Genomic DNA, 21,770 nt, shown 5'->3' with positions numbered 1-21,770 from the left:
GCGGCCCGCCGCAGGGGCAGGCCGCATTCCAGGTCAGGCGGTCCATCCGCCGTCGATGGTCAGGCTGGCGCCGGTCATGTATCCGGCGTCCGGCCCGGTCAGCCAGGACACCAGTCCTGCGATCTCGTCCGGCCGTCCGATGCGGCCCAACGGCAGGCGCGGTCGGATGAAGTCCATCAGGTCGGCCGTCATGTCCGTTTCGATCGGGCCAGGCTGGACGTTGTTGATGGTGATGGCGCGGGGCGCGAAGTCGCGTGAGGCCGCGCGCACCAGCTGAGCCACGGCGGCTTTCGTCATGGCGTAGACGCTGGATCCTGGCCCACCGACGTGGTCGGCGGTGTTGCTGCCGATCGTCACGATCCGCGCGCCGTCGAGCAGGTGAGGCGCGGCGTAATGGATGGCGGCGAAGACGCCGCGGACGTTGACCGCGACCATTTCGTCGAAGTCCTCCAGGCTGAACTGGTCGATTGTCCCGTTCTTCAACACCCCAGCGTTGACGACCAAGGCGCCCAAGGTTCCGAAACGGGCTGCGGCGGTCTCCACGGCGGTTTTGATCGCGTCGCTATCGGCGCTGTCGGCCGCAATGGCGAGCGCGGCGCCGCCGGCTTGCTCAATCTCAAGGACCAGGGCGGCGGCCCTCTCATGCGCCTGAGCGTAGGTGAAGGTGACGGGGCGACCGTCGGCCGCGAGGCGGCGCACGATGGCCGCGCCCATGCCCCTTGATCCGCCGAAGACCAAGGCCGGGGTGGTGGATGGTGAGATCGTCATCGGAAACTCCATTTTTGACTGTATGGTCCATAATGGATGTCGATAGCGGATCGATTGGTCAAGAATAATATTGACTGATTGGTCTGAAACCCGGATAGTGGCGGGATGGGACGCCCTGCCGAATTCGACCGTGACCAAGCCCTGGGGGCCGCGATCCGTGTCTTTGCGCGTCACGGCTTTTCGGCCGCCTCGCTGAGCGACCTGCTTGAGGGGATGGGTATCGCGCGGCAAAGCCTCTACGGGGCGTTTGGAGACAAGCGTCGACTGTTCCTTGAGGCCCTGGAGCGCTACTCCGAGGTCTCGCGGTCGCGGATGCAGGCGGCGATGGACCACGAAGACACAGCGCTGGCCGCGTTGGAAGCCGCGCTCATGATCGACCTTGGGACCGGAGCGGACCTGGAGACGGGGTGTCTGGGGGTGGGCTCGATCGCAGAGTTCGGCCGCTCGGACCCGGAGGTCAACGCGATGAGCGACCGCGCCGGAGCGCAGATTGCGGCGATGCTCGCCAACCGCGTCCGCGACGGCATGGCCAGCGGCGAGCTCAAGGCGACTCTCGACGCCGACGAGGTCGCCAGAATGCTGTTGACCCTGAAATCCGGCCTCAAGATCTCGGCCCGAGGCGGAGACGACCAGGTGAGGCGGAGTGCGCGCCTGGTGCTCTGCGGGCTTGCGGCCGAGTGAGGCGCGCGGGCGGCCGAGCCGCTAAAGCGCGGACGCCGCGCGTTCCTTGAGAATGGCCTCGGGGTCGGCGCCCATGTTGCGCACCCGATCCGTCCAGCGGTCGAGGGCGCGCTCGTAGTAGTCGAAGATGCAGGGGTCGCAGCCGCGCCGGCAGCATTCGTCTTCGTGCGGACGGGTGGGCGGCGGAGGGATCGAGGCCGGGCTCACGGCGATGGTCTAGCGGCCTTGCCGGGGGATGAACAGGCCCGGCTGCGCCCTACCCGCCCGCAGCGCTGGCGGCCATCAGGTCGCGGACCTTGAGGGCGGCGGGGCCGAGGATGACGATGAACAGCACCGGCAGAAAGAAGACGATCATCGGGATCGTCAGCTTCGCCGGGAGCTGGGCGGCCTTCTTCTCGGCCGCGGCGATGCGCATCTCGCGGTTTTCCTTGGCCATGACCCGCAGGGCCGCGCCCAGCGGCGTGCCGTAGCGCTCGGCCTGGATCATCGCGGTCATCACCGACTTGATGCCGGGATGGTTGGTCCGGCGGGCGAGGCCCTCATAGGCCATGCGCCGTTCGGGCAGGTAGGAGATCTCGGCCGTCAGCAGGGTCAGCTCTTCGGCCAGCTCGATGGAGTTGCCGCCGATTTCCTGGCTGACCTTCTGGATCGCCGCCTCGATGGACATGCCGCTTTCGACGCAGATCAGCAGCAGGTCCAGCGCGTCGGGCCAGGCGCCGATGATCGAGTCGCGGCGCTTGGTGGCGACGTTGCTGATGAACACGTTGGGCGCGTAGTAGCCGGCGGTCAGGCCCACGACCGCGAAGAAGAAGCGGGTCATCGGCGGCAGGCCGAAATCGTTGACCAGGAACAGGTAGGCCCCGACCACGATGAAGAACACGAAGGGCAGGATGAACCGGAAGAAGTAGAAGGTGGAGATTGGGCGCGGGCCGCGGAAGCCGGCCTGGGCCAGCTTGTCCACCACCTGGGGATCCTCCAGAAGGCGCGAGAGCTGAAGCCGCTCGACGACCTTCTTGTAGAGCCCTTCGTCGACGTGGCGCAGGGAGCTCTGGCCGCCGCGGACGGCCAGGGCCTCACGCGACTTGCGGCGCAGCTCCTCGCGGCGGGTCGAGACGGACTTCAGCCGCGCCTCGAGGGTGCGGCGGTCCATCATCGGCATGGCGATGGTGATGATGGTCGCAAAGCAGATCACGGCGACGAAGACCGCGAGCAGATTGGCCGGATTGGTGAGCGCCGCGACCATGAGCCCTCAGAGCCTGAAATTGATCATCTTGCGCATCGACATGACGCCAAGCGACATCCAGAAGGCGCCGATCATCAGCATCACGCGGCCGCGCGGGTCGGTGAACAGCGGGCCCATATAGTCGGGCGCGGTGATGAAGATCAGCACCGCGACGCCCGGCGGCAGACAGCCGATGATGGCCGCGGAGGCCACCGCCTCGGCCGACAGCGCCTTGACCTTCTCGCGCATCAGCTTTCGCGAGCGGATGACGGTGGAGAGGTTGCCGAGCGCCTCGGCCAGGTTGCCGCCGGTCTTGGCCTGGATGGCCAGCACGATGGCGAAGAACCGCACCTCGGGCGTCGGCATCTCGGCGTGCATCTTGTCGAGGGCCTGATCGATGGTCATGCCCATGCCGATGTTGTCGACCAGGCGGCCGAACTGGCCGGCCAGCGGCTCGGGCGTTTCGCGGGCGATGACGCGCAGGCTGTCGTGAACGGGCAGGCCCGACTTGATGCCCCGGACGATGATGTCCATGGCGTCGGGGAAGGCCTCGGTGAACTTCTTGATCCGCGCGGTGGCCATGGCGCCGACCACCCAGCGCGGCAGGCCGAGGCCGGCGGCGAAGGCCAGGCCCACCGCGGCCAGCGGCGTGCGGGTCACGACCCAGGCGACGATGAGCACGATCAGGGCCAGGCCGCCGCTGAGCATCCAGAAGGAGCTGACCTTCATGCCAAGGCCCGCCTGGCGCAGCTTTGCGGAGATGCTGAGCAGCGCCTTCTTCTGCTCGCGGTCCTGGTCCTTGAGGGTCTTGAGGATCTGCTTGCGGCGCTGTTCCTGCGCGGTGGCGGCGGGGCGGCGGCGCCCGACCTCGCGCACCTCGTCGCCGCCGACGATCGCGTGGGCGCGCTTGAGCGTCTTGGCGTCGGCCGAGGACGGGCCGGCCAGGGCGAAGCCCACGCCGGCGATGGCGATGAAGCCGAGGACCGCGATGAGCAGGGTCATCAGCATGAGCTATTCCGACGCGTCGAGCGCTTCGGCGAGCTCGCGCTCCAGGCCGTAGTAGCGGGCGCGATCCCAGAAGCGCGGGCGGGCGATGCCGGTCGAGCGGTGGCGGCCCAGCACCTTGCCGTCGGCGTCGTCGCCGGTGATCTCGTAGACGAACAGGTCCTGGGTGATGATCACGTCGCCTTCCAGGCCCACCACCTCGGTGATGTGGGTGATGCGGCGCGAGCCGTCGCGCAGGCGGGCGGCCTGGATGATCACGTCGACCGAGCCGACGATCATCTCGCGGATGGTCCGCGAGGGCAGGCCGTAGCCGCCCATGGTGATCATCGATTCCATCCGGCTGATCGCCTCGCGCGGGCTGTTGGCGTGCAGCGTGCCCATGGAGCCGTCGTGGCCGGTGTTCATCGCCTGCAGCAGGTCGAAGGCTTCGGGGCCGCGGACTTCGCCGACGATGATCCGCTCGGGACGCATCCGCAGGCAGTTCTTGACCAGGTCGCGCATGGTGATCTGGCCCTGGCCCTCGAGGTTGGGCGGGCGGGTTTCCAGACGGACCACGTGCGGCTGCTGGAGCTGCAGCTCGGCGGCGTCCTCGCAGGTGATGACGCGCTCGGAGGGGTCGATGAAGGCGGTCAGGGTGTTGAGCAAGGTGGTCTTGCCCGAGCCGGTGCCGCCGGAGATGACCAGGTTGCATCGGCAGGCGCCGATGACCCCGAGAACCCGCGCCCCTTCCGGGCTGATGGAGGCGTACTCCACCAGGTTCTTCATGGTCAGCTTGTCCTTCTTGAACTTCCGGATGGTCAGGGTCGGACCATCCAGCGCCAAGGGCGGGGCGATGACGTTGACGCGGCTGCCGTCGGGCAGGCGGGCGTCGCAGATCGGCGAGCTTTCGTCGACGCGGCGGCCGACCTGGCTGACGATCCGCTGGCAGATGTTCATCAGCTGGGCGTTGTCGCGGAAGCGGACATTGGTCAGCTGGACCTTGCCGGCGACTTCGATGAACACCCGGCCGGCGCCGTTGACCATTACGTCGGCGATGTCGTCGCGGGCCAGCAGCGGCTCCAGCGGGCCATAGCCGAGGACGTCGTTGATGATGTCCTGGACGAGGGTGTCCTGCTCGGCCACCGACATCGAGACGTTCTTGATCGCCACCAGTTCGGCGACGATGTCGCGGATCTCCTCGGCGGCCTGCTTGGAGTCGAGCTGGGCCAGCTGCGCCAGGTCGATCGTGTTGATCAGGGCGTTGAAGATCGTGGTCTTGGTGGCGTGATAGTAGTCGCTCTGCTCGCGCACGACCTGGGTCGTGGGCGCGGGACCCTGGGCGGCGCGCAGCTGCTCGAAGCCCAGCGTCGGCTTGGGGCCGGCGGCCGGCTTGGCGGCGCGTTCGGCCGGCGGCGGCGTCTGGACCGGAGCGATGGGCGCGGCGGTCGGCTCGATGCGTTGCGGACGCGTGGCGATCGCCGGACCTTCGGCGGGCGGCGGCGGCGCCTGGCGCGGCGCCTGCGACCCGCCGTCTGTGGGACGCTTGCCGAACATCTACTTCTTCTTGAACAGGCTGGAGAGCAGCGAGGCCTTCTGGACCTGCGGCGGCTCGCGGCGGGCGATCTGCTGGGCCAGCTGGTCGAGACCTTCGGCGGCGCGCGACTTGGGGCCGACCTCGCTGATCATCTGGCCGTTGTTGGCGGCCTGGCCGAACAGCTTGGCGTCGAAGGGCAGGCACAGCGTCGGGGTAAGGTCGAGCGCCTCGCCGAAGTCCTTGACCGGGATCTCCGGACGGCCGGGAACGCCGACCTGGTTCAGCACCAGGCGCGGCGGGGCGTCGTTGGGCCGGGCGCGCCGCACGAGGTCGACGATGTTCTTGGCGTTGCGCAGCGAGGCGAGGTCAGGCGTCGCGACGATCACCAGGTCGTCGGAGGACAGCAGGATCTTGCGCTTCCAGGCGGTCCAGACGTGCGGCAGGTCGAGCACCACGAACGGCGCGGCGCCGCGGATCTTCTGGGTGACCTCCTCGAACGCCTCGGCCGAGATGTCGTAGTCGGTGTCCAGGGTGGCGGGGGCGGCGAACAGCGACAGCCGCTCGGAGCAGCGCGCCATCATCCGGTCCATCAGCACCGGGTCGAGGCGGTCCGGCTGGCTGAGCGCGTCGGCGACGCCCTGCAGCGGATCCTGGTGGAAGTCGAGGCCGGCGGTGCCGAACGGCAGGTCCAGGTCGACCAGCACGGCGCCGGTCTGCAGCCGCTCGGTAATCGAGTGGGCGACGTTGTGGGCGATGGTCGAGACCCCCGCCCCGCCCTTGGCGCCGCAGAAGGCGATCTGGCGGCCGATGAACGGCGCCGACGGGTCAGCGTAGAGCCCGGTGGCGGTGCGCACCAACAGCATCGGGCTCAGCGGCGGGACCAGGTACTCCGACACCCCGCGGCGCATCAGCTCGCGATAGAGGGCGATATCGTTGGCCGAGCCGATGACCACGACCTTGGTGCCCGGGTCGCAGACCTCGGCCAGGCGGTCGAGCAGGTTCAGCAGCACCGGCGCGGGGTCGTTGCTCTCGACCATCACCAGCGAGGGCGTGGCCTGGTTCTGATAGGCCTCGACCGCGGCGGCCAGGCCGCCCATGCGGATCGCGACGACGCCGCGTTCCATCCGGCGATCGGCGGCCGCCACTTCGGCGAACTCGGCGGTCTCAGGGTGGATGCAGTAGATGTGGACGTTGATGCGCGGCAGGCTGGCCTCGCCGAAGGCGGCCTCGGCCCCGGCGATCATGTCGTGCACGGGATTGGCCACCGGGCTTTCGGGCGCCGGCGGCAGCGCGGCGACGGCGTAGTCGTCTTCAGCGTCGATCTCGAAGCGCGGCTCGCGCACCGGCGGCAGGTCGGCGAAGGGATCGGCGGCGGCGGCGGGCGGCGCCTCGCGCCAAGGCTCGGCCTGCGGCGGGGCGAACTCGTCGTCGGCGTCGAAGTCTAGATCGAACGGATCGTGACCCTGCTGGGGCTTCATTACTTGACCACCTGTGACACGGCCCCGGCCGCCTGGCTGTCGCGCGCCGTCGCGGTGTTCTCACCCTTGCGATATTTCCCGAGCACCACGTCGCGCCTGCTTGCGTCGATGGGATCGATGGCTGCCGGACCGAGAAGATCGGCCGGATTGGCGACCTGGGCGGCGAAGTTGGCGCTCACTGCGCAGCCGAACTGCGACTGCACGTTGTTGCTGGCGCTGCGGGAGATGTTCTCCCATTGCAGCCCGCAGGTCGGGAGCGAGACGGTGTACTGCTCGCGCGCAACGATCAGCGGCGCGCGAGCGTCGCCCTTGGCCTCGTATCCCTCGACGCGAACCTGGGCGCCGTAGGCGGCCAGCGCGACGCGGGCGCTCTCGGTGGAACGCGAGACCATCGCCGCATCGGGCCCGCCGACCGGCGCGCGCAGCGTGACGGGACCGCGCCCGCCGGCCTGCCATTCGCCGACGAAGACGGCCAGGGCGTCGGACTGCGTGGCCGACAGCCCCTGCGCGTGGACGGCGAGATAGATCTCCTGCGCCTGCGGCCGGACCTCGGCGGCCCAGAGCTCGGTCGGGGTGCGGGCGGTCTCGGCCCGCGACAGTTCGGGACCGTATGTCGGCGTGCTCGCGCAGGCGCCGAGCGCGGCCGTGGCGAACAACAGGACGGAAAGGCGAAGTGCGCTCATTCGATCACGTAGCCGTGCGGCCCCTGATAGCTGCGCCCCGATTGCGCCTGGGGATTGGCGTTGAAAGCCCGGATCAGCGAGCCCATCAGCACGGTCGACGGATCGCCGGCGATGCGCAGGCCGTCGGCCGGGGTCTGCAGCCGGTCCGGATTGACCGCGTCGACGATGTACGGCGTCACAAGGATGACCAGTTCGGTCTCGCCGGCCAGGTAGTCGCGCGAGCGGAACAGGGTCCCGAGCACCGGCAGGGTGGTCATGCCCGGCAGGCTGTCGATGTTCTGCTTGGTCTTTTCCTGCAACAGGCCGGCGATCATCATCGAACCGCCGGAAGGCAGTTCGACGGCGGTCTCGGCCCGGCGCACGGTCAGGGCCGGAATGGTGAAGGCGGCGCTGGCGCCGGGTGTGCTGAGCGAGAAGGCGCCCTGGCTGGTCAGTTCGGAAACCTCGGTCGACATCTTCAGCGCGATCCTGCCCGAAGACAGCACCACCGGGGTGAAGCCAAGGCCGACGCCGAAGGGCTTGAACTCAACGGTGACGCCGCCGTCCTTGTCCTGGGCGACCGGGATCGGGAATTCGCCGCCGGCGAGGAACTTGGCCGACTCGCCGGAGACGGCGCTGAGGGTCGGCTCGGCCAGGGTGCGCACCAGGCCGACGCGCTCGAAGGCGCGAAGGGTGGCGTCGCCCTGATACGTACCGCCGAGCTCGCGCACCTGGGCGCTGCCGCCGCCCAGCAGGGTGCCGTTGATCGCGAAGCTCGCAGTGGTGCCGAGCAGGAACTGCGTGTTGCCGAGTTCGCCGAGCACGGCGTTGAGGTTGAAGCCCAGCTGTTTGACGACGTTGCGCTGCATCTCGACGATGCGCACCTTGAGCATCACCTGATCCTTGCCGGCGACCGCCAGCATGTTGATCACCAGCTCGGGCTTGGCGACCGCGGCGCGGGCGATCTGGAGCGCCTTGTCGGCGTCGGCGAGGTTCGCCACCTGGCCCGAGAGGATCAGGCTCTCGTTCATGGCGTCAACCTGGACGCGGGCGCCCGGCACGACGCGGTTGATGGTCTGGGCGACCGCGCTGGGGTCCTGATCGACGCGGATGTCGAGCGACAGGATGCGGCGGCCGGCGGCGTCAAAGAACACCGCATCGGTGGTGCCGCTCTTGAGCCCCAGAATGAAGATCCGCCGCGGCGAGCGCAGCATGGCGTCGGCGACGCCCGGATTGGTCACCAGCACGTCGCGGACGTCGACGGGCAGCTCGATGATCGCCGACTTGCCGGTCGGCAGGTTCAGCGCCTGGGAGGCGGAGCCGCCGGTCAGGTTGACCCGCACCACCGCCGACTGCGCCGCCATGCCGGCGACCAGGGCCGGAGCGGCGGCTTCCGAGACCTGGGCTGAGGCGGCGATCGGCGCCGCAACAGAGGCCAGCGCGGCGAGCGCGATGAGGAAACGACGCGGCGTCATGGGTTGGCGACCTCGGTGACCTGTCCGGCGCGGAAGACGCGCACGCCTTGCGCCGAAGCCCTGCTGGCGACGCCGCGCCCGGGCGCGCCGCCGATATCGGCGTATGAGCGAAGGGCGAGCTGCATTTCGCCCTGAGACTTGCCGCGGGCCATGACCTCGACGTCGGCGGCGGGGATTTCGAGGGTGGCGACGCCGCCGACGATGGTCTTGGAGTCCTTGGCGGGCTCGATGTTCTGGTCGATGGCCAGGACGCGCACGTTGCGCATCAGCACTTCGGTGATCATCGCCTTGGCGTTGCCGTTGCCGTTCGAGTCCTGGCGGCTTTGCAGGACATCGACGCGGTCGCCCGGCAGGATGAAGCCGCCGGCGGCGGTCTCGGCGTTGATGGGAATGGCCATGGCGCGCATGCCCGGCTGCAGCACCACGGCCATGAAGCCGCTCTGGCCGGCGCGGACGACCTTGCGGGCCACCACCGGTTCGCCGAGGGCGACAGCTTCCTTGACGATCGCGCCCTCGAATGCCTGCATCGCGCCCTGGGGCATGACGAGATCGTTGGCCACGCGGGCGGCTTTCTGGACCGCCTTGTCAGGCATCTGGGCCGGCAGGGCCGGCGCGCCGCCGTCGGTGACGAAAGAGGGGTTGAGCGCATCGGCCGGCCAGGGCTGCCAGCCAAGGTCGGCGGGAGTCAGGCGGGTGCCGATGGGCAGGTCGCGCTTGGCGACCAGCACCTGGACGACAGGCCGGGGCGGCGGAGCGGCGGCGGCCGCGTCCGGCCGCTTGGGGGTCACCATGCCGCGCACGATGAAGGCCAGCCCTATGGCGGCGATCGCGGCGACGGCCAGGATGACGATACGGACAGGACCCATGGTCGGTGCTCGAGGCTCCGCGCAAGCCGGTGACAGGCGAGCGCGCCTGCAGTCCGCGGGCGCACGCGATTCGGTCGACCGGCGTTTTACCGGTTGGGTCTAATTGCCGGTCGCATAGTTAACGCGGCCTAAAGCTACGTTTAGAAACCAGGCCAGGCCTGCAGGAGCGCCGACGAGGGAAAGGCCAGCAGCGCCCCGGCGGCGATGGCCACGCCGTAGGGAACGGCCTCGTCCGGATCGGCCAGGCGGCTGAACCAGCCCGGGCCGGTGAGCACGTAGGGACGCAGAATCGGCGAGCGCAGGCTGATCAGCGCCAGGGCCAGCGCGCCGCCCGCCAGGCCCGTCATCATGACATAGGTAAGAGCGGCCGGCGCGCCGAGCCACAGCGCCGCCGTCGCAAACAGCTTGGCGTCGCCGCCGCCGATCCAGCGCAAGGCGAACATCGCCATGCCCGCGACCAGCGCCGCGACGCCGACCAGCAGATGGAGGCCCATGGCGCCGGGGCTGAGGCCCAGCAGCAGCGCCGCCGGCACGAAAGCCGCGATCAGGGCGAGCGAGATCCAGTTGGGAATGGTGAAGCTGGTCAGGTCGCGCAGGGCGCCGATGATCACCAGCACCGGAAAGACGAGCAGGATGGCGGCCTGAAGAAGAGGGATCATTTCTGGATCGGTCCGAGAACTTTTGTTCGGCCCCAATGTGCGCGAGAGCTGTGAATCGATGATTGAAAGAAAAAGGGCCGCTTCGCAGCGGCCCTTTTTTCATTTCATTCAGGTCAGGTCAGGGGACCGTCTGAGGGATCGCGTTTGCGACCTCTTCGAAGGTCTCCGTCAAGGCTACAGAGAGCGGCCCGATCGCGGCGACCAGGACGACGGTGATCAGCGCCGCAATGAGCGCATACTCAACCGCAGTGGCGCCTGACTGCTGAGCGCAGAACCGCTTGAGAAGATTGTTCATCTGAAGCCCTCCCGGCAGACCGTATCCCAAATGACGAGATCGCGGCGGCTTGCGCCGCCGCGATCCAATACGCCAGCTCGTCTTACGGAGCCGCGGGCGGGGTCTCGCCTTCCAGGGTGCCCTGGATGCCTTTGAAGGCGTTCTCCAGGCCTTCACCCAGGAAGCCCATGGCGGTGACCAGAGCGACGGCGATGAGCGCCGCGATCAGGCCGTATTCGATGGCGGTGGCGCCGGACTCGTCGTTCATGAAACGCGAAACGAACTTCGACATGCTCGATCTCCTTTTGTTTAGCGAGCAGACTGTTGAGGCATCAAACCTTTTTGGTCTGCTCGCCCCGAAACGCAGGATGACTTTCGCAAGCTTGGCTTAATTGCCAGTAAACAGTCATGACTAAACAAACTTTTACCTATGGTTTACTTGCGTTTACTGTAAATATCAATTAACCAAGACGCCGAAATCGGGCGATTTTCGCGTTTTGACATAATGATTCTCGCGCACGCGAGGGCTGGAATGTTCAGGCTTTATTGACCATTCCAATCGACTCTCGGCTCGAAGCTTTCACTCGGAACCGCCCATGCGCCGCCCGATCCTAACCTTGACGCTCGCCCTGACGGCCCTGGCCGGCGCTGCGCAGGCCGCGCCGGCGCTGGTGGTGCCGATCGATCAGAGCACGCCGCTGGCACTGCCCCGGGGCGCCCGCGACGTGCTGATCGGCAATCCGGCCATCGCCGACGTGGCGGTGCTGGACGCCGGCAAGGCGGTGGTCAGCGGCCGCGGCTATGGCGTCACCAACCTGATCATCATCGACCAGCTGGGCCGCACGGTGCTGGAGCGCCAGATCGTGGTCTCCGCGCCGGCGGCCGGTCGCGTGTCGGTGATCCGGGGTCCGCGCGTGTCGGAGTATGCCTGCGCCGGCGGCTGCGAACGGGCCGGCGGCGACAAGGACGCCGGCGGCGGCGATTCAGCCAAGCCTTAAACCTCCAGTTAGCCAGACTTCGCTACTCTCCAGCGGCTAAGCTCCCTGGAGACGCCATGACGCGCTCTGCAACCCGACTTCGCGCCTGGATACGGCGCTTCGTACGTTCGCGCCGCGGCGCGACGGCGGTGGAGTTCGCCCTGATCAGCATTCCGTTGATGATGCTGATGTTCGGCGTGCTCGAGCTGGCGATGATCCTGCTGGTGTCAGCGACCCTGGACACGGCCACCGACTTCGCCGCCCGCAACATCCGCACCGGCGTGTTCCAGGCCGGGTCCAGCGGGGCCCCCGTCAGCCAGCAGGGCTTCCGCCAACTGGTCTGCGTCAACATGAGCTGGCTGGAACCCATGTGCACGCTGGATGCGCCGGCGCCGGGCGAGCCCGATCCCAGCCCGCTGTTCGTGGAAAGCCGGACCTTCGCGAACTTCGCCGCCGCAAGCGCGCTGCCCGAACGTGACCCGAACACCTTTGATCCGCAGGTCACCAACTGGTGCGCCGGCAATCCCGAAGACATCGTGGTGGTCACGACCTACTTCAAATGGCCGATCGTCACGCCGCTGCTGCGGCCGGTGTTCCAGAACTTCAGCGGCGGCCGGATGATCAGCTCGACCCGGTTGTTCCGCAACGAGCCGTTCAACCCCGCGCTCCCTCGCCTAGGGAACAACACCTCATGCTGACGCGAGACATGCTCCGCGACCGCCGCGGCTCGGCCGCCGTCGAGTTCGCCTTCATCGCTCCGATCGTACTGATGCTCTACTACGGCATGGTCGAGGCGACCCAGGCGCTGCTGGCAAACCGCCGGGCCAGCGCCCTCACCACCGCTGTCGGGGATCTGGTCACCCAGCAGGCGCAGGTGTCCGCCGCCGATGTCGACAACATCTTCAACGCCAGCGAAGCGATCATGAAGCCGTTCCCGGTCGACGGACTGGCCATCCGCGTGACCAGCATCGAGATCAACGCCAGCGGCACCCCGGTTTCGCGCTGGACCCGCGCCAGCGGCACGATTCCGGTCACCAACGTCGGCACCGTGGCGACCAGCATGCGTACGCCCAACGGCGCCGTGCTGCGCGCCGAGACGCTCTATACGTTCCGCACGCCTTTCCAGCAGATGATGCCCGGCGCCTTCACCTTCCGACACAAGATGGACCTGGCGCCCCGCGCCGGCGTGCTGATCCAGCTGATCAACCCCTGACGGCGGCGGCCAGGCGTTCGACCAGCGGCGAGGGTTCCCAGGCGAACCCGTCGAGCGAACGGACCGCCCGCACGCCGATCAGGCTGTTGGTCAGGAACGCCGCCTCCGCCCGCGCCAGCTCGGCGACGCCGGAGCGGGTTTCCACGACCTCGATCCCCATCGCCTTGGCTGCCTCGATCACCCGCGCGCGCATGGTTCCGGCCAGGGCACCGCAGGCCAGGCTGGGCGTGTAGAGCCGCCCGCCCCATAACCAGAAGACATTGGCCGCCGCCGCGCAGGCGACGTCGCCGCGGGTGTTGAGCATCAGCGCCTCGTCGACACCCGAGCCCTGCGCCTCGGCCCGCGCCAGGACGTTGTCGAGATAGGAGAGCGTCTTCAGCCGCGAGGCCGGCGAGAGGTCGTTGCGGCGCACGGTGCTGCTGATCAGGTCGGCCGGCTCGCGCGGGCGCGGCGCGGGGGCGGCGGTGGCGAACATCCGCGCCTGCGGCGCATCGGGGCGGTCGAGACCGCGCCCGCCGGACCCGGCGGTCAGGGTGAGGCGCACCGCCGCGCGGGGGGCGTCGAGCCGCCCCAGGGCCTCGCCCATCAGCCGTACGGCCTCATCGCGGTCGAGCGGCGGCAGGCCGAGCGTCGCGCAGCCCGCGCCCATGCGATCGAGGTGCGGGCCCGGCGCGGCCAGCACGCCGTCCACCGCCAGCAGAGTTTCGAACAGGCCGTCGCCGAGCAGCAGGCCGCGGTCGTCGAGAGGGATCATGGGCAGGGCTCCTGCGTCAGGGCGCGAACCAGGGCGGCGATCTTGGCTTCGGTCTCGAGACGCTCGGCGACGGGCTCGCTGGCCTCGACGATGCCGGCGCCCGCCCTCGCCTCCACCGCCCAGCCGCCGGCGGTCTCGGTGCAGGCGGCGGTGCGGATCAGCACGCTGGAATCGAGCGCGCCGTCGAAGCCGGCCCAGAACAGCGAGCCGCAATAGGGACCGCGCGGGGTCTCCAGGGCGGCGATGACCTTCATGGCCTGGACCTTGGGCGCGCCGGTGATGGAGCCAGGCGGGAACGCCGCGCGCAGCAGGTCGAGCGCGCCCTGCCCCTCGGCCAGGCGGCCGGTGACGGTCGAGACCAGGTGGTGGACGTTGGCGAAGCTCTCCAGCGCCCAGAGGCTGGGGACCCTGACGCTGCCGGCCGCACAGACGCGGGCCAGGTCGTTGCGCATCAGGTCGACGATCATCAGGTTCTCGGCCCGGTCCTTGTCGCTGGCCAGCAGCTCGGCGGCGAGTGCGGCGTCGGCGGCAGGGTCACCGCCGCGCGGTCGCGTGCCCTTGATCGGCTGGGTCTCGACCTGGCCCTCGCGGACCTTGAGGAAGCGCTCGGGTGAGTTGGAGACCAGGGCCAGGCCCGGCAGGCGCAGATAGGCGGCGAAGGGCGCGGCGCTCTGAGCCAGCAAGCGCGCGAAGAGGTCGAAGGGCTGCGCGCCGGGCGCGAGGGCGCCGGTCCAGGCGCGCGCGATGTTGGCCTGAAAGATCTCTCCAGCGCGGATGCGGTCGACCACCTGGGCGACGGCGGCTTCGTAGGCGTCGGGATCGCTGGGCTGCAGCGGGCCGGCCAAAACTTCCTGCCGCGGCGCGACGGGCGCAGCGTCCAGCCAGGCGAGCGCGGCGTTGGCGCGGGCCTCGGCCTGCTGCAGGTCCGAGCCGCGTCCGACCGCGACCACCATGCGGGCCTGATGGTCGAAGGCGAGAATGGCCAAGTAGCGGGCCGCGGCGAGGTCGGGCCAGGCGTCCTGGCGCGGCAGGCCGAGCGACTCGACACGGTCGGCGAGTTCGTAGGCCGCCAGGCCGACGACGCCGCCCTGGAACGGGGGGCCGTCCTCCGCGGCGGGCGCGGCGGGACCTAGCAGAACGGCCAGGGCGTCGAAGGGATCGCGGGCGTCGACGGCGCGCAGGATCAGCGTCGCCTCCGGATCGCGGGCCAGATAGGACCAGCGCGCGCCGCCCGAGACGAGGCCCACGGCCCAGGGCTCGCCTGCGAAGGCCGAGAGGACCTCCGCCGGTTCGCGCCACGGGGCGGAAAGCTGGGCGACGCAGTGCATGCTGCCGGCCTTAGACCCAGCGCCGCGGCAGGGGAAGTCAGATGCGGCGGCCGCCTCCACGCACGAACAGCAGGCCGACGAAGCCGATGGCCAGCAGGATGGTGACCATGGCGAAGCCGCCCTGCTGGCTGTGGGTCGCCTTGGTGCCCCAGTTGACCATCATCGGGCCCAGCCAGCCGGTGGCGACGCCTGAGAGCGCGTAGACCCCGAAGAAGGCGCCGGTCTGATCGGGCGGCGTGATCCGCGTCAGCATGGTGCGGCTGGAGGCGTACTGGGCGGTGATGAACACGGCGTTGGAGAAGCCGATCAGGATGAATATCCACTCCGGCAGGGTGCGGAACACCGGCCCGTCCCACATCGGCGGATGGGCGGCCGCGTCGAAGGCCCAGAAATAGAGGATGCGGTCGGGCGCCATGCCGAGCATGGCGATGATGCCGAGCAGCGACATGAAGATCTCGACCCGCACCGCGCCCTTGGGGCCAAGGCCGGCGTCCAGCCAGCGACCGACGAAGCCGCCGAACACCGCCAGGATCGAGAGCACGATGCCGTACATCAGCATCTCCAGCGCGCCCCATTTCATCACCCCGATGGCGTAGAGCCCGGCGTAGATGAGGATGGCGTTCATGCCGTCGACGTAGAACATCCGGCTGACCAGGTAGATCGCCGCATCCTTGTAGCGGCGCACGGTGGCGACCATCCGCACCAGCTGGACCGCGCCGTTGCGGAACGCGCTCAGCATCGGAATGCCGGTCTTCGGCGCGTCGGGCGTGAACAGGAAGAGCGGCAGGGCGCCGAGCGCGAAGATGCCGGCGGCCAGCAGGGCGACCACGCGCTCGGGCTCATGGCTGGCCGGGTCGAGGCCGAACAACGGCGTCTTCGGCACCCAGGCCCAATCGACCTTGCCCGGCAGCGCAAAGGCCCAGGCGGTGAAGCCCAGCGCCACCACCGAGGTGAAGTTGCCGAGCGCCAGCGCCAGGCCGGAGGCCTTGTGCGCGGCGTTCAGCCCGGCGGCGCGAACCAGCAGCGAATTGTGCAGCACCTCGCTGAACGCGAACAACAGGCCGATGGCGGTGGTCAGCAGCATGACCATGGTGATGGTCAGTCCGCTCTGGTCCGGCTTGGCCCACCACAGCGCGAGGATCATCGGAACCATCAGGCCGACGATCAGGGCCAGCCAGCCCTTGCGCGGGCCGAGCTGGTCGATGGAGGCGCCGAGCAGCGGCGCGGTGAGCATCACCGCCCAGCCGGCGTACTGGCTCCACTGGGAGATCACCTCCTGGCCGCGCACCGGATCGCCGACCATCACGCCGGCGACGTAGGGCATGAAGATGTAGATGGTGATCAGGATGACGTACGGGTTGCGGGCGCCTTCGAACAGCGACCAGGCGACCCCGCCGCGGTTCAGGCGGCCGTCGCCCATGATCTCGGCGTCGATCGGCACGTCGGCGACCGCGCCCGCCCCGCTGGCTTCAACTGTGCTCAAAGGCCGCCTCCCGGGCGCCCGCTCATGACGGCGGGCTTGGCCGGCACGTTACGCCCCGGCGCAGGCTTGGGAATCGAAAAAGCCGTATGCCCGAAAGATAACGCCGGTTGCCCATGCGCGGCGGCGGCGGCATAGTCCGCGCGTCGCCGACGTCCGGCGCAGGGAGAGTGAAATGAGAACGTTCGTGTCCAGCCAGAAAGGAAAATCCTCGCAACAGGACATGACGGTTCATGCAATCACGAACTCCGGGGGCGCTGGCGCAAGCAGACGCGCCGCATAACCCCCTCACCCAACGGCCGTCGCGGACGGTCGACGCCAGGGCTCGCGCCCGGGCGCTGAAATTCGTTTCCTACTATCGGCCGCACATTCCGCTGCTCCTGGCGGATCTGGCCTGCGCGGTGCTCGTCTCAGCGACGGCGCTGTTCCTGCCGCTGTGCGCCAACTATGTGACCCGACAGCTCGGCGCGGCGGGCGATACGCCCGCGGTGCTGAACCAGATCTACGCCATCGGCGGGATCATGCTGGGTCTGCTGGCGGTGCAGGTCCTGGCGACGCTGTTCGTCGACTACCAGGGCCACATGATGGGCGCGAAGATGGAGAGCGCCCTGCGCAAGGAGCTATTCGAGCACTGCCAGACCCTGCCCTTCCGGTTCTACGACCAGCAGCGGGTCGGGCAGCTGATGAGCCGGATCACCAACGACCTGTTCGCCCTGGGCGAGCTCTATCACCACGGTCCCGAAGACCTCGCGATCGCGGTGCTGAAGTTCGTCGGGGCGATCGCGATCCTAGCCTATCTCGACGTGCCGCTGACCCTGATGATCGTGGCGATCGTACCGTTCGCGGTGATGTACGCCCTGCACTTCAATGGCCGGATGAACCTGGCCCTGACGCAATCCAAGCGGCAAATCGGAGCGATCAACGAACGGGTCGAGGACTCGCTGGCCGGCATCCGGGTGGTGAAGTCCTTCGCCAACGAGGATGTCGAGAACCGGCGCTTCGAGGCGGAGAACCTGAAGTTCCTCGACACGCGGCGGGCCGGCTACAAGAGCGAGGCCTACTTCTCGGTCGGGACCACCACCTTCGCCCAGCTGATCACCGTGGTGGTCATCGTGGCGGGGGCGATCCGCGTGCATCAGGCGCAGTTGAGCGTCGCCGACATGCTGACCTTCCTGCTGTGCGTGGCGGTGCTGATCGACCCCGTGCAGCGGCTGGCGAACTTCGTGCGGCTCTGGCAGCAGGGCTATACGGGGTTCACGCGGATGATGGAGATCCTGGAGACCCAGCCCGAGGTCCCCGACCGGCCCGGTGCGATCGTGCTGGATCGGCCGCGGGGCGCCGTCGCGTTCCGGAATGTCAGCTTCCGCTACGAGGAGGACGGCCCGCACGTGCTGGGTCAGGTCTCGCTCGACGTCCAACCCGGCGAGTTCGTGGCGCTGGTGGGCACGTCAGGGGTCGGCAAGACGACGCTCTGCTCGCTGATCCCGCGGTTCTACGAGCCGAGCGCGGGGGCGGTGCTGGTGGATGGGATCGACGTGCGCGACCTGACGCTCAGCTCGCTCCGCCGCAACGTCGCGGTGGTGCAGCAGGACGTCTATCTGTTCGCCGGCAGCGTGGCGGAGAACCTGCGCTACGGGCGGCCGGACGCCAGCGACGAGGAGGTGATCGAGGCCGCCCGGCGGGCCAACGCGCACGACTTCATCAGCGCATTGCCGAAGGGCTACGACACCGACATCGGCCAGCGCGGCGTGAAGCTGTCGGGCGGGCAGAAGCAGCGGCTGACCATCGCCCGCGCGTTTCTGAAGGACGCTCCGATCCTGATCTTCGACGAAGCGACCAGCGCGCTCGACAACGAGAGCGAAAAGGCCGTGCAACTGGCGCTGGGCGATCTGGCCAGAAACCGCACGACCCTGGTCATCGCCCACCGGCTGTCGACGGTCCGGAACGCCGACCGCATCCTGGTGCTGACCGACCAGGGCGTGGCCGAGCAGGGAAGCCACGAGGAGCTGATCGCCTCCGGCGGAGCCTATGAGCGGCTCTACCGGATGCAGGCCAGCATCTAGGGATTCTCGCGCGAAGCGCGGGAAGCTGCATCATGGATGTCATCCCGGTTTCGGCCGTAGGCCGAAGACCGGGACCCATGAACACCGGATGGCGCAGGCCGGCCCACGGCCCCGGCCAATTCTGCCCGCCCGGCGCGAATGGGTCCCGGTCTTGCTTCGCAAACCGGGATGACACTTAGGCGGACGACGTCGGCGCGGAGAGGAAGTCTAGGCAGCCAGCTTCGCGTCGGCGGCGGCCAGGCCGGCCTTGGCGTCGGCGTTGAAGCCCTGCGCCTGGAGCGCCTCGGACAGCGCGTTCAGGCAGAGGCGAACGTGCCAGGGGGTGGCCGAGGCGCCCATCAGGCCGATGCGCCAGACCTTGCCCTTCAGCGGACCAAGGCCGGCGCCGATCTCCAGGTCCCACTTGTCGAGGACGTAGGTCCGCACGGCGGCCTCATCGACGCCGTCGGGCACGATCACGGCGTTGAGCTGCGGCAGGCGGTCCTTCTCGGCGACCAGGAACTTCAGGCCCAGCGCCTCGATCCCCGCCGCGAGCGCTTCATGGGTGCGCGCGTGACGGACGAGCACGGCCTGCTGGCCTTCCTCGAACAGGGCGACCAGGCTTTCATGCAGACCGTAGAGGGCGTTGATCGGCGCGGTGTGGTGATAGGTGCGGCCGCCGTCGCCGCCCCAGTAGCTCATCAGCAGATTAAAGTCGCAGAGCCAGTTGCGGACCTTGGTCTTGCGGCTGCTGATGGCTTCCTGAGCGCGCTTCGACAGCGCGATCGGCGACAGGCCCGGAGGCGCCGAGAGGCACTTCTGAGTGCCGGAATAGACCGCGTCGGCGTCCCAGGCGGCGACGTCGACGGTGATGCCGCCCAGCGAAGTCACGCAGTCGACGATCGACAGCGCCCCATACTTGCGGGCCAGGCCGCAGAGGGTCGCCGCATCGCTGCGCGCGCCAGTCGAGGTCTCGGCGTGGACGAAGGCCAGGACCTTGGTCGGCGCGGCCTTGAGGGCTTCCTCGATGGCGGCAGGATCGACCGGCTTGCCCCACTCGAACTCGACCTTCACGACCTCGGCGCCGGCGCGGTCGGCCATGTCGGCCATGCGGCCGCCGAAGGCCCCGTTGATGGCGATGACCGCGCGGTCGCCCGGCTCCAACAGGTTCATGATCGCCGCTTCCATGCCGGCGGTGCCGGGCGCGGGCAGCGGGACGCAGGCGTGGTCAGGAGCGTTGAACAGCCGGGCCAGCGCGCCCTTGATCTCTTCCATCAGGTCCTGGAACTGCGGGTCCAGGTGGCCGATGGTCGGACGGGCGAGCGCGGCCAGGACGCGGGGGCTGACGTCGGAGGGGCCAGGCCCCATCAGGATGCGGCGCGGCGGCTGGAAGCTCTGCATGACTGGTCCCCGTCTATGTTGTTGCGGGGACGCTTAGGGGATCAGGCCCGGGATGTCAGCCCGCCTTACGTCAGCGCAGGATGCGCGCGGCGATGCGGTCGCGCAGGGCGGTGTCGACGCCCAGCGCGTCGGCCAGGTAGTTGTCCACCGAGCCATGGCGTTCGGTCATGACCGCGAAGGCCTCCTCCAGGAACGCCTCATGGACGCTGACCGCCTGGCGCAAGGCCGCGTCGCTGAGGGTGACGCCGGTCAGGTCCCGGACCCATGGCCCCAGGAAGCCGACACGCTTTTCCATCTGGGTCTCGTCGTTGGTGGCGAGATAGTCGCCGAGCGTGTCGTCTCGGTGGACGCCGGCGATGTGGTGGGTGAGCGCGCAGATCATGCCCGTGCGGTCCTTGCCGGCGGCGCAGTGGACCACCACCGGCCCTTCCGTGTCGGCCAGCGCCTGGAAATAGCGGCTGAACAGATCGACCATCCGCTCGGCATGCGGAGCGGCGCGGTAGAAACCGAGGCTGTCGTTGAAGAACCAGGAGGCGTCGATGCTGGGCGCGGCCTTCAGGGCGTCGGCCCAGTCATGCTCGGGTCCGTCGATGTCGTTCTCGATCACCATGCCGGCGAAGCCTTCCCAGCGGCGGGACGGTTCGCGGTCGCGTTCGCGGCGGCGGCGCAGGTCGACGATCACCTCCACCCCCAGGTCGCGCAGGGCGGCGAGGTCGCCGTCGGTGGCGTAGGCGTGGTTGGCCGAGCGGAACAGGCGGCCCGACTTGAGGCCCCGGCCGCAAGCGGTGCTGAAGCCGCCGAAGTCGCGGAAGTTGTCGATGGCTTCGAGTTTGATATTCGTCATGGCGCTGGATTTAGCGTTTTCGGCGCCGGATTTCGAGAGGGCGCGACGCCTCAGGTCCAGCCCAGCAGCGCCAGCAAACCAAGCGCCAGCCCCGCGAGCAGCAGCAGCGAAAGGCCGGCCGCGGCGCAGACCCGCGGTCCAGCGCGGGCCAGCGACTTGAGATCGACCCCGAGCCCTAGGGCGGCCATCGCCGCGACGGTCAGCCAGCCCGACATCTGCCCGGCCGCGTGGACCGCGGGCGGCGGCAGGGCGCCCAGCGCGCGAGCGACGGCCAGGACGAGGAAGGCGGCGACGAACCAGGGGACCAGGCGCCGCAAGTCCATGCGCCGTCCCCCGCGCCCCGCCAGCAGGCCAAGCGCCAGGCAGACCGGACCGAGCGCGAGGACCCGCACCAGCTTCACCAGGGTTCCGGTCTGGGCGGCGAGCGCGCCGGCCGGGGCGGTCGCGGCCAGCACCTGCGGCACGGCGTAGACCGTCAGCCCGGCGAAGGCGCCGGTCGCCACCGGCGAAAGGTGCAACAGGGCGGCGACCACCGGCACGGCCAGCACGACGCCGATCCCGAGCACGGCGGTGAAGGCGATGGCCGAGGCGACGTCGTCCGGCTCGGCCCCAATGACCGGCGCCACGGCGGCGATGGCGGAGTTGCCGCAGATCGAGTTGCCGCACGCGACCAGCAGGGCCATGCGCCGCGGCAGACCGAACAGCCGCACCAGGCCATAGCCGCCGGCGACCGACAGGACGACGACCATCGCCACGCCGCCGATCATGGCCGGCCCCATGGTGGCAAGGCTGGCGGCGCTGACCGTGGCGCCGAGCAGCGCCACGGCGACCTCCAGCAGGACCTTGGCGCTGAAGTCTATCCCGGCGCTCCAGGCCGCGCCGGGGGCCCACAGCGCGCGCACGGCGGCGCCGAGCAGGATGGCGATGACCAGGGCCTCAAGCCAGGCGCGACCGGCGAGCCGCACCTCCACCCCCTGCAGCCCGACGGCCGCGAGGCCCAGGACGGCGCAGAGCAGCACGCCAGGCAGCAGACGGCGGAAGGGGGCGAGAGCGACGGGCATGGCGCCTTGTGCTCCGCGCCCTTCAATCGATCCAACGCATTGTTCTTGATATAATGATCCGATTTTC

Annotated in this window: 23 protein-coding genes; 5 read left to right on the top strand and 18 right to left on the bottom strand. The window is 69.1% G+C overall.

Translation table 11 applies throughout. The annotated features are described in order from the left end of the window. Positions 1–33: 33 nt before the first annotated feature. Positions 34–768, bottom strand: a complete 735-nt coding sequence (locus tag ASC79_RS09210) for an SDR family NAD(P)-dependent oxidoreductase (protein WP_200937098.1) — start codon at positions 766–768, stop codon at positions 34–36. A gap of 105 nt (positions 769–873) precedes the next feature. On the opposite strand from ASC79_RS09210, the gene ASC79_RS09205 reads away from it, so the two are divergent. Further along, complete coding sequence (locus ASC79_RS09205) at positions 874–1,449, top strand: TetR/AcrR family transcriptional regulator (RefSeq protein ID WP_056023231.1); 576 nt, start codon at positions 874–876, stop codon at positions 1,447–1,449. 21 nt (positions 1,450–1,470) lie between these two features. Here the strand turns inward: ASC79_RS09205 and ASC79_RS09200 are convergent, their stop codons facing one another. From ASC79_RS09200 to ASC79_RS09155, 11 genes are all read right to left on the bottom strand, one after another. Next, entirely contained in the window at positions 1,471–1,656 is a 186-nt protein-coding gene (locus tag ASC79_RS09200; RefSeq protein WP_056023234.1) for an oxidoreductase-like domain-containing protein, read from the bottom strand. 49 nt (positions 1,657–1,705) lie between these two features. Continuing rightward, positions 1,706–2,692: a type II secretion system F family protein gene (locus ASC79_RS09195; RefSeq protein WP_056023237.1), complete on the bottom strand. Its 987-nt coding sequence runs from the start codon at positions 2,690–2,692 to the stop codon at positions 1,706–1,708. A gap of 6 nt (positions 2,693–2,698) precedes the next feature. Then, positions 2,699–3,676, bottom strand: a complete 978-nt coding sequence (locus ASC79_RS09190) for a type II secretion system F family protein (RefSeq protein WP_056023714.1) — start codon at positions 3,674–3,676, stop codon at positions 2,699–2,701. 6 nt (positions 3,677–3,682) lie between these two features. Then, the gene (locus ASC79_RS09185; protein ID WP_056023240.1) at positions 3,683–5,209 is read right to left on the bottom strand and encodes a CpaF family protein; all 1,527 of its coding nucleotides are present in this window, start codon (positions 5,207–5,209) and stop codon (positions 3,683–3,685) included. Continuing rightward, positions 5,210–6,667, bottom strand: a complete 1,458-nt coding sequence (locus ASC79_RS09180; protein WP_056023243.1) for a CpaE family protein — start codon at positions 6,665–6,667, stop codon at positions 5,210–5,212. Continuing rightward, positions 6,667–7,350, bottom strand: coding sequence for a CpaD family pilus assembly lipoprotein (locus tag ASC79_RS09175; protein WP_082532002.1), 684 nt, complete (start codon positions 7,348–7,350; stop codon positions 6,667–6,669). Before ASC79_RS09175 ends, ASC79_RS09180 begins: the two co-directional genes overlap by 1 nt. After that, a complete protein-coding gene (locus ASC79_RS09170) occupies positions 7,347–8,804 on the bottom strand; it encodes a type II and III secretion system protein family protein (RefSeq protein WP_056023249.1) in 1,458 nt (485 codons plus the stop codon). Before ASC79_RS09170 ends, ASC79_RS09175 begins: the two co-directional genes overlap by 4 nt. Continuing rightward, on the bottom strand, positions 8,801–9,670 hold the full coding sequence (cpaB, locus tag ASC79_RS09165) for a Flp pilus assembly protein CpaB (protein ID WP_056023252.1): 870 nt from the start codon (positions 9,668–9,670) through the stop codon (positions 8,801–8,803). The genes ASC79_RS09170 and cpaB overlap by 4 nt, the downstream gene beginning before the upstream one ends. Before the next feature lie 140 nt (positions 9,671–9,810). After that, on the bottom strand, positions 9,811–10,326 hold the full coding sequence (locus tag ASC79_RS09160) for a prepilin peptidase (protein WP_156378431.1): 516 nt from the start codon (positions 10,324–10,326) through the stop codon (positions 9,811–9,813). A gap of 121 nt (positions 10,327–10,447) precedes the next feature. Beyond that, entirely contained in the window at positions 10,448–10,624 is a 177-nt protein-coding gene (locus ASC79_RS20745) for a Flp family type IVb pilin (RefSeq protein ID WP_082532001.1), read from the bottom strand. 82 nt (positions 10,625–10,706) lie between these two features. Then, a complete protein-coding gene (locus ASC79_RS09155) occupies positions 10,707–10,895 on the bottom strand; it encodes a Flp family type IVb pilin (protein ID WP_056023256.1) in 189 nt (62 codons plus the stop codon). A gap of 304 nt (positions 10,896–11,199) precedes the next feature. On the opposite strand from ASC79_RS09155, the gene ASC79_RS09150 reads away from it, so the two are divergent. The 3 genes from ASC79_RS09150 to ASC79_RS09140 are packed head-to-tail and all read left to right on the top strand — an operon-like array spanning position 11,200 to position 12,793. Next, positions 11,200–11,601 (top strand): pilus assembly protein N-terminal domain-containing protein, encoded by a 402-nt coding sequence (locus ASC79_RS09150; RefSeq protein WP_056023258.1) that lies wholly within the window; start codon positions 11,200–11,202, stop codon positions 11,599–11,601. Between the two features lie 56 nt (positions 11,602–11,657). Beyond that, on the top strand, positions 11,658–12,278 hold the full coding sequence (locus tag ASC79_RS09145) for a TadE/TadG family type IV pilus assembly protein (protein WP_082532000.1): 621 nt from the start codon (positions 11,658–11,660) through the stop codon (positions 12,276–12,278). After that, on the top strand, positions 12,272–12,793 hold the full coding sequence (locus ASC79_RS09140) for a TadE/TadG family type IV pilus assembly protein (RefSeq protein WP_056023268.1): 522 nt from the start codon (positions 12,272–12,274) through the stop codon (positions 12,791–12,793). The genes ASC79_RS09145 and ASC79_RS09140 overlap by 7 nt, the downstream gene beginning before the upstream one ends. Here ASC79_RS09140 and ASC79_RS09135 read toward each other — a convergent pair. From ASC79_RS09135 to ASC79_RS09125, 3 genes are read right to left on the bottom strand one after another with little or no spacing between them, the layout of a single operon-like run. Then, the gene (locus ASC79_RS09135; protein WP_056023271.1) at positions 12,783–13,547 is read right to left on the bottom strand and encodes an aminotransferase class IV; all 765 of its coding nucleotides are present in this window, start codon (positions 13,545–13,547) and stop codon (positions 12,783–12,785) included. The genes ASC79_RS09140 and ASC79_RS09135 overlap by 11 nt on opposite strands. Next, positions 13,544–14,875 carry an aminodeoxychorismate synthase, component I gene (gene pabB, locus ASC79_RS09130; RefSeq protein WP_056023274.1) on the bottom strand — a complete coding sequence of 444 codons (1,332 nt, stop codon included), beginning with the start codon at positions 14,873–14,875 and terminating at the stop codon, positions 13,544–13,546. Before pabB ends, ASC79_RS09135 begins: the two co-directional genes overlap by 4 nt. A gap of 37 nt (positions 14,876–14,912) precedes the next feature. Next, complete coding sequence (locus tag ASC79_RS09125) at positions 14,913–16,358, bottom strand: MFS transporter (protein WP_235528773.1); 1,446 nt, start codon at positions 16,356–16,358, stop codon at positions 14,913–14,915. Positions 16,359–16,588: 230 nt separating this feature from the next. Between ASC79_RS09125 and ASC79_RS09120 the strand changes: the two genes are divergently transcribed. Next, positions 16,589–18,418: an ABC transporter ATP-binding protein gene (locus ASC79_RS09120; protein ID WP_082531998.1), complete on the top strand. Its 1,830-nt coding sequence runs from the start codon at positions 16,589–16,591 to the stop codon at positions 18,416–18,418. A 207-nt stretch (positions 18,419–18,625) separates the two neighbouring features. Here the strand turns inward: ASC79_RS09120 and ASC79_RS09115 are convergent, their stop codons facing one another. The 3 genes from ASC79_RS09115 to ASC79_RS09105 form a co-directional block, all read right to left on the bottom strand. After that, positions 18,626–19,798, bottom strand: a complete 1,173-nt coding sequence (locus ASC79_RS09115) for an alanine--glyoxylate aminotransferase family protein (RefSeq protein ID WP_056023277.1) — start codon at positions 19,796–19,798, stop codon at positions 18,626–18,628. Positions 19,799–19,868: 70 nt separating this feature from the next. Continuing rightward, positions 19,869–20,642: a tyrosine-protein phosphatase gene (locus tag ASC79_RS09110; RefSeq protein ID WP_056023280.1), complete on the bottom strand. Its 774-nt coding sequence runs from the start codon at positions 20,640–20,642 to the stop codon at positions 19,869–19,871. Between the two features lie 50 nt (positions 20,643–20,692). Next, the gene (locus ASC79_RS09105) at positions 20,693–21,703 is read right to left on the bottom strand and encodes a YeiH family protein (RefSeq protein WP_056023283.1); all 1,011 of its coding nucleotides are present in this window, start codon (positions 21,701–21,703) and stop codon (positions 20,693–20,695) included. Between the last annotated feature and the right edge of the window lie 67 nt (positions 21,704–21,770).

Origin of the sequence: Phenylobacterium sp. Root1290 (assembly GCF_001425305.1) — a bacterium.
GTDB lineage: Bacteria > Pseudomonadota > Alphaproteobacteria > Caulobacterales > Caulobacteraceae > Phenylobacterium.
Note: the sequence above shows the minus strand (reverse complement) of the source record. Positions and strands in the feature narration are given on the sequence as shown.

Excerpts from the sequence above, each read along its gene's own strand:
- ASC79_RS09210 (WP_200937098.1), bottom strand. The coding sequence starts at position 768 with ATGACGATCTCACCATCCACCACCCCGGCCTTGGTCTTCGGCGGATCA.
- ASC79_RS09205 (WP_056023231.1), top strand. The coding sequence starts at position 874 with ATGGGACGCCCTGCCGAATTCGACCGTGACCAAGCCCTGGGGGCCGCG.
- ASC79_RS09195 (WP_056023237.1), bottom strand. The coding sequence starts at position 2,692 with ATGGTCGCGGCGCTCACCAATCCGGCCAATCTGCTCGCGGTCTTCGTC.
- ASC79_RS09185 (WP_056023240.1), bottom strand. The coding sequence starts at position 5,209 with ATGTTCGGCAAGCGTCCCACAGACGGCGGGTCGCAGGCGCCGCGCCAG.
- ASC79_RS09180 (WP_056023243.1), bottom strand. The coding sequence starts at position 6,667 with ATGAAGCCCCAGCAGGGTCACGATCCGTTCGATCTAGACTTCGACGCC.
- ASC79_RS09175 (WP_082532002.1), bottom strand. The coding sequence starts at position 7,350 with ATGAGCGCACTTCGCCTTTCCGTCCTGTTGTTCGCCACGGCCGCGCTC.
- ASC79_RS09170 (WP_056023249.1), bottom strand. The coding sequence starts at position 8,804 with ATGACGCCGCGTCGTTTCCTCATCGCGCTCGCCGCGCTGGCCTCTGTT.
- cpaB (WP_056023252.1), bottom strand. The coding sequence starts at position 9,670 with ATGGGTCCTGTCCGTATCGTCATCCTGGCCGTCGCCGCGATCGCCGCC.
- ASC79_RS20745 (WP_082532001.1), bottom strand. The coding sequence starts at position 10,624 with ATGAACAATCTTCTCAAGCGGTTCTGCGCTCAGCAGTCAGGCGCCACT.
- ASC79_RS09155 (WP_056023256.1), bottom strand. The coding sequence starts at position 10,895 with ATGTCGAAGTTCGTTTCGCGTTTCATGAACGACGAGTCCGGCGCCACC.
- ASC79_RS09150 (WP_056023258.1), top strand. The coding sequence starts at position 11,200 with ATGCGCCGCCCGATCCTAACCTTGACGCTCGCCCTGACGGCCCTGGCC.
- ASC79_RS09145 (WP_082532000.1), top strand. The coding sequence starts at position 11,658 with ATGACGCGCTCTGCAACCCGACTTCGCGCCTGGATACGGCGCTTCGTA.
- ASC79_RS09140 (WP_056023268.1), top strand. The coding sequence starts at position 12,272 with ATGCTGACGCGAGACATGCTCCGCGACCGCCGCGGCTCGGCCGCCGTC.
- ASC79_RS09135 (WP_056023271.1), bottom strand. The coding sequence starts at position 13,547 with ATGATCCCTCTCGACGACCGCGGCCTGCTGCTCGGCGACGGCCTGTTC.
- pabB (WP_056023274.1), bottom strand. The coding sequence starts at position 14,875 with ATGCACTGCGTCGCCCAGCTTTCCGCCCCGTGGCGCGAACCGGCGGAG.
- ASC79_RS09120 (WP_082531998.1), top strand. The coding sequence starts at position 16,589 with ATGCAATCACGAACTCCGGGGGCGCTGGCGCAAGCAGACGCGCCGCAT.
- ASC79_RS09115 (WP_056023277.1), bottom strand. The coding sequence starts at position 19,798 with ATGCAGAGCTTCCAGCCGCCGCGCCGCATCCTGATGGGGCCTGGCCCC.
- ASC79_RS09110 (WP_056023280.1), bottom strand. The coding sequence starts at position 20,642 with ATGACGAATATCAAACTCGAAGCCATCGACAACTTCCGCGACTTCGGC.
- ASC79_RS09105 (WP_056023283.1), bottom strand. The coding sequence starts at position 21,703 with ATGCCCGTCGCTCTCGCCCCCTTCCGCCGTCTGCTGCCTGGCGTGCTG.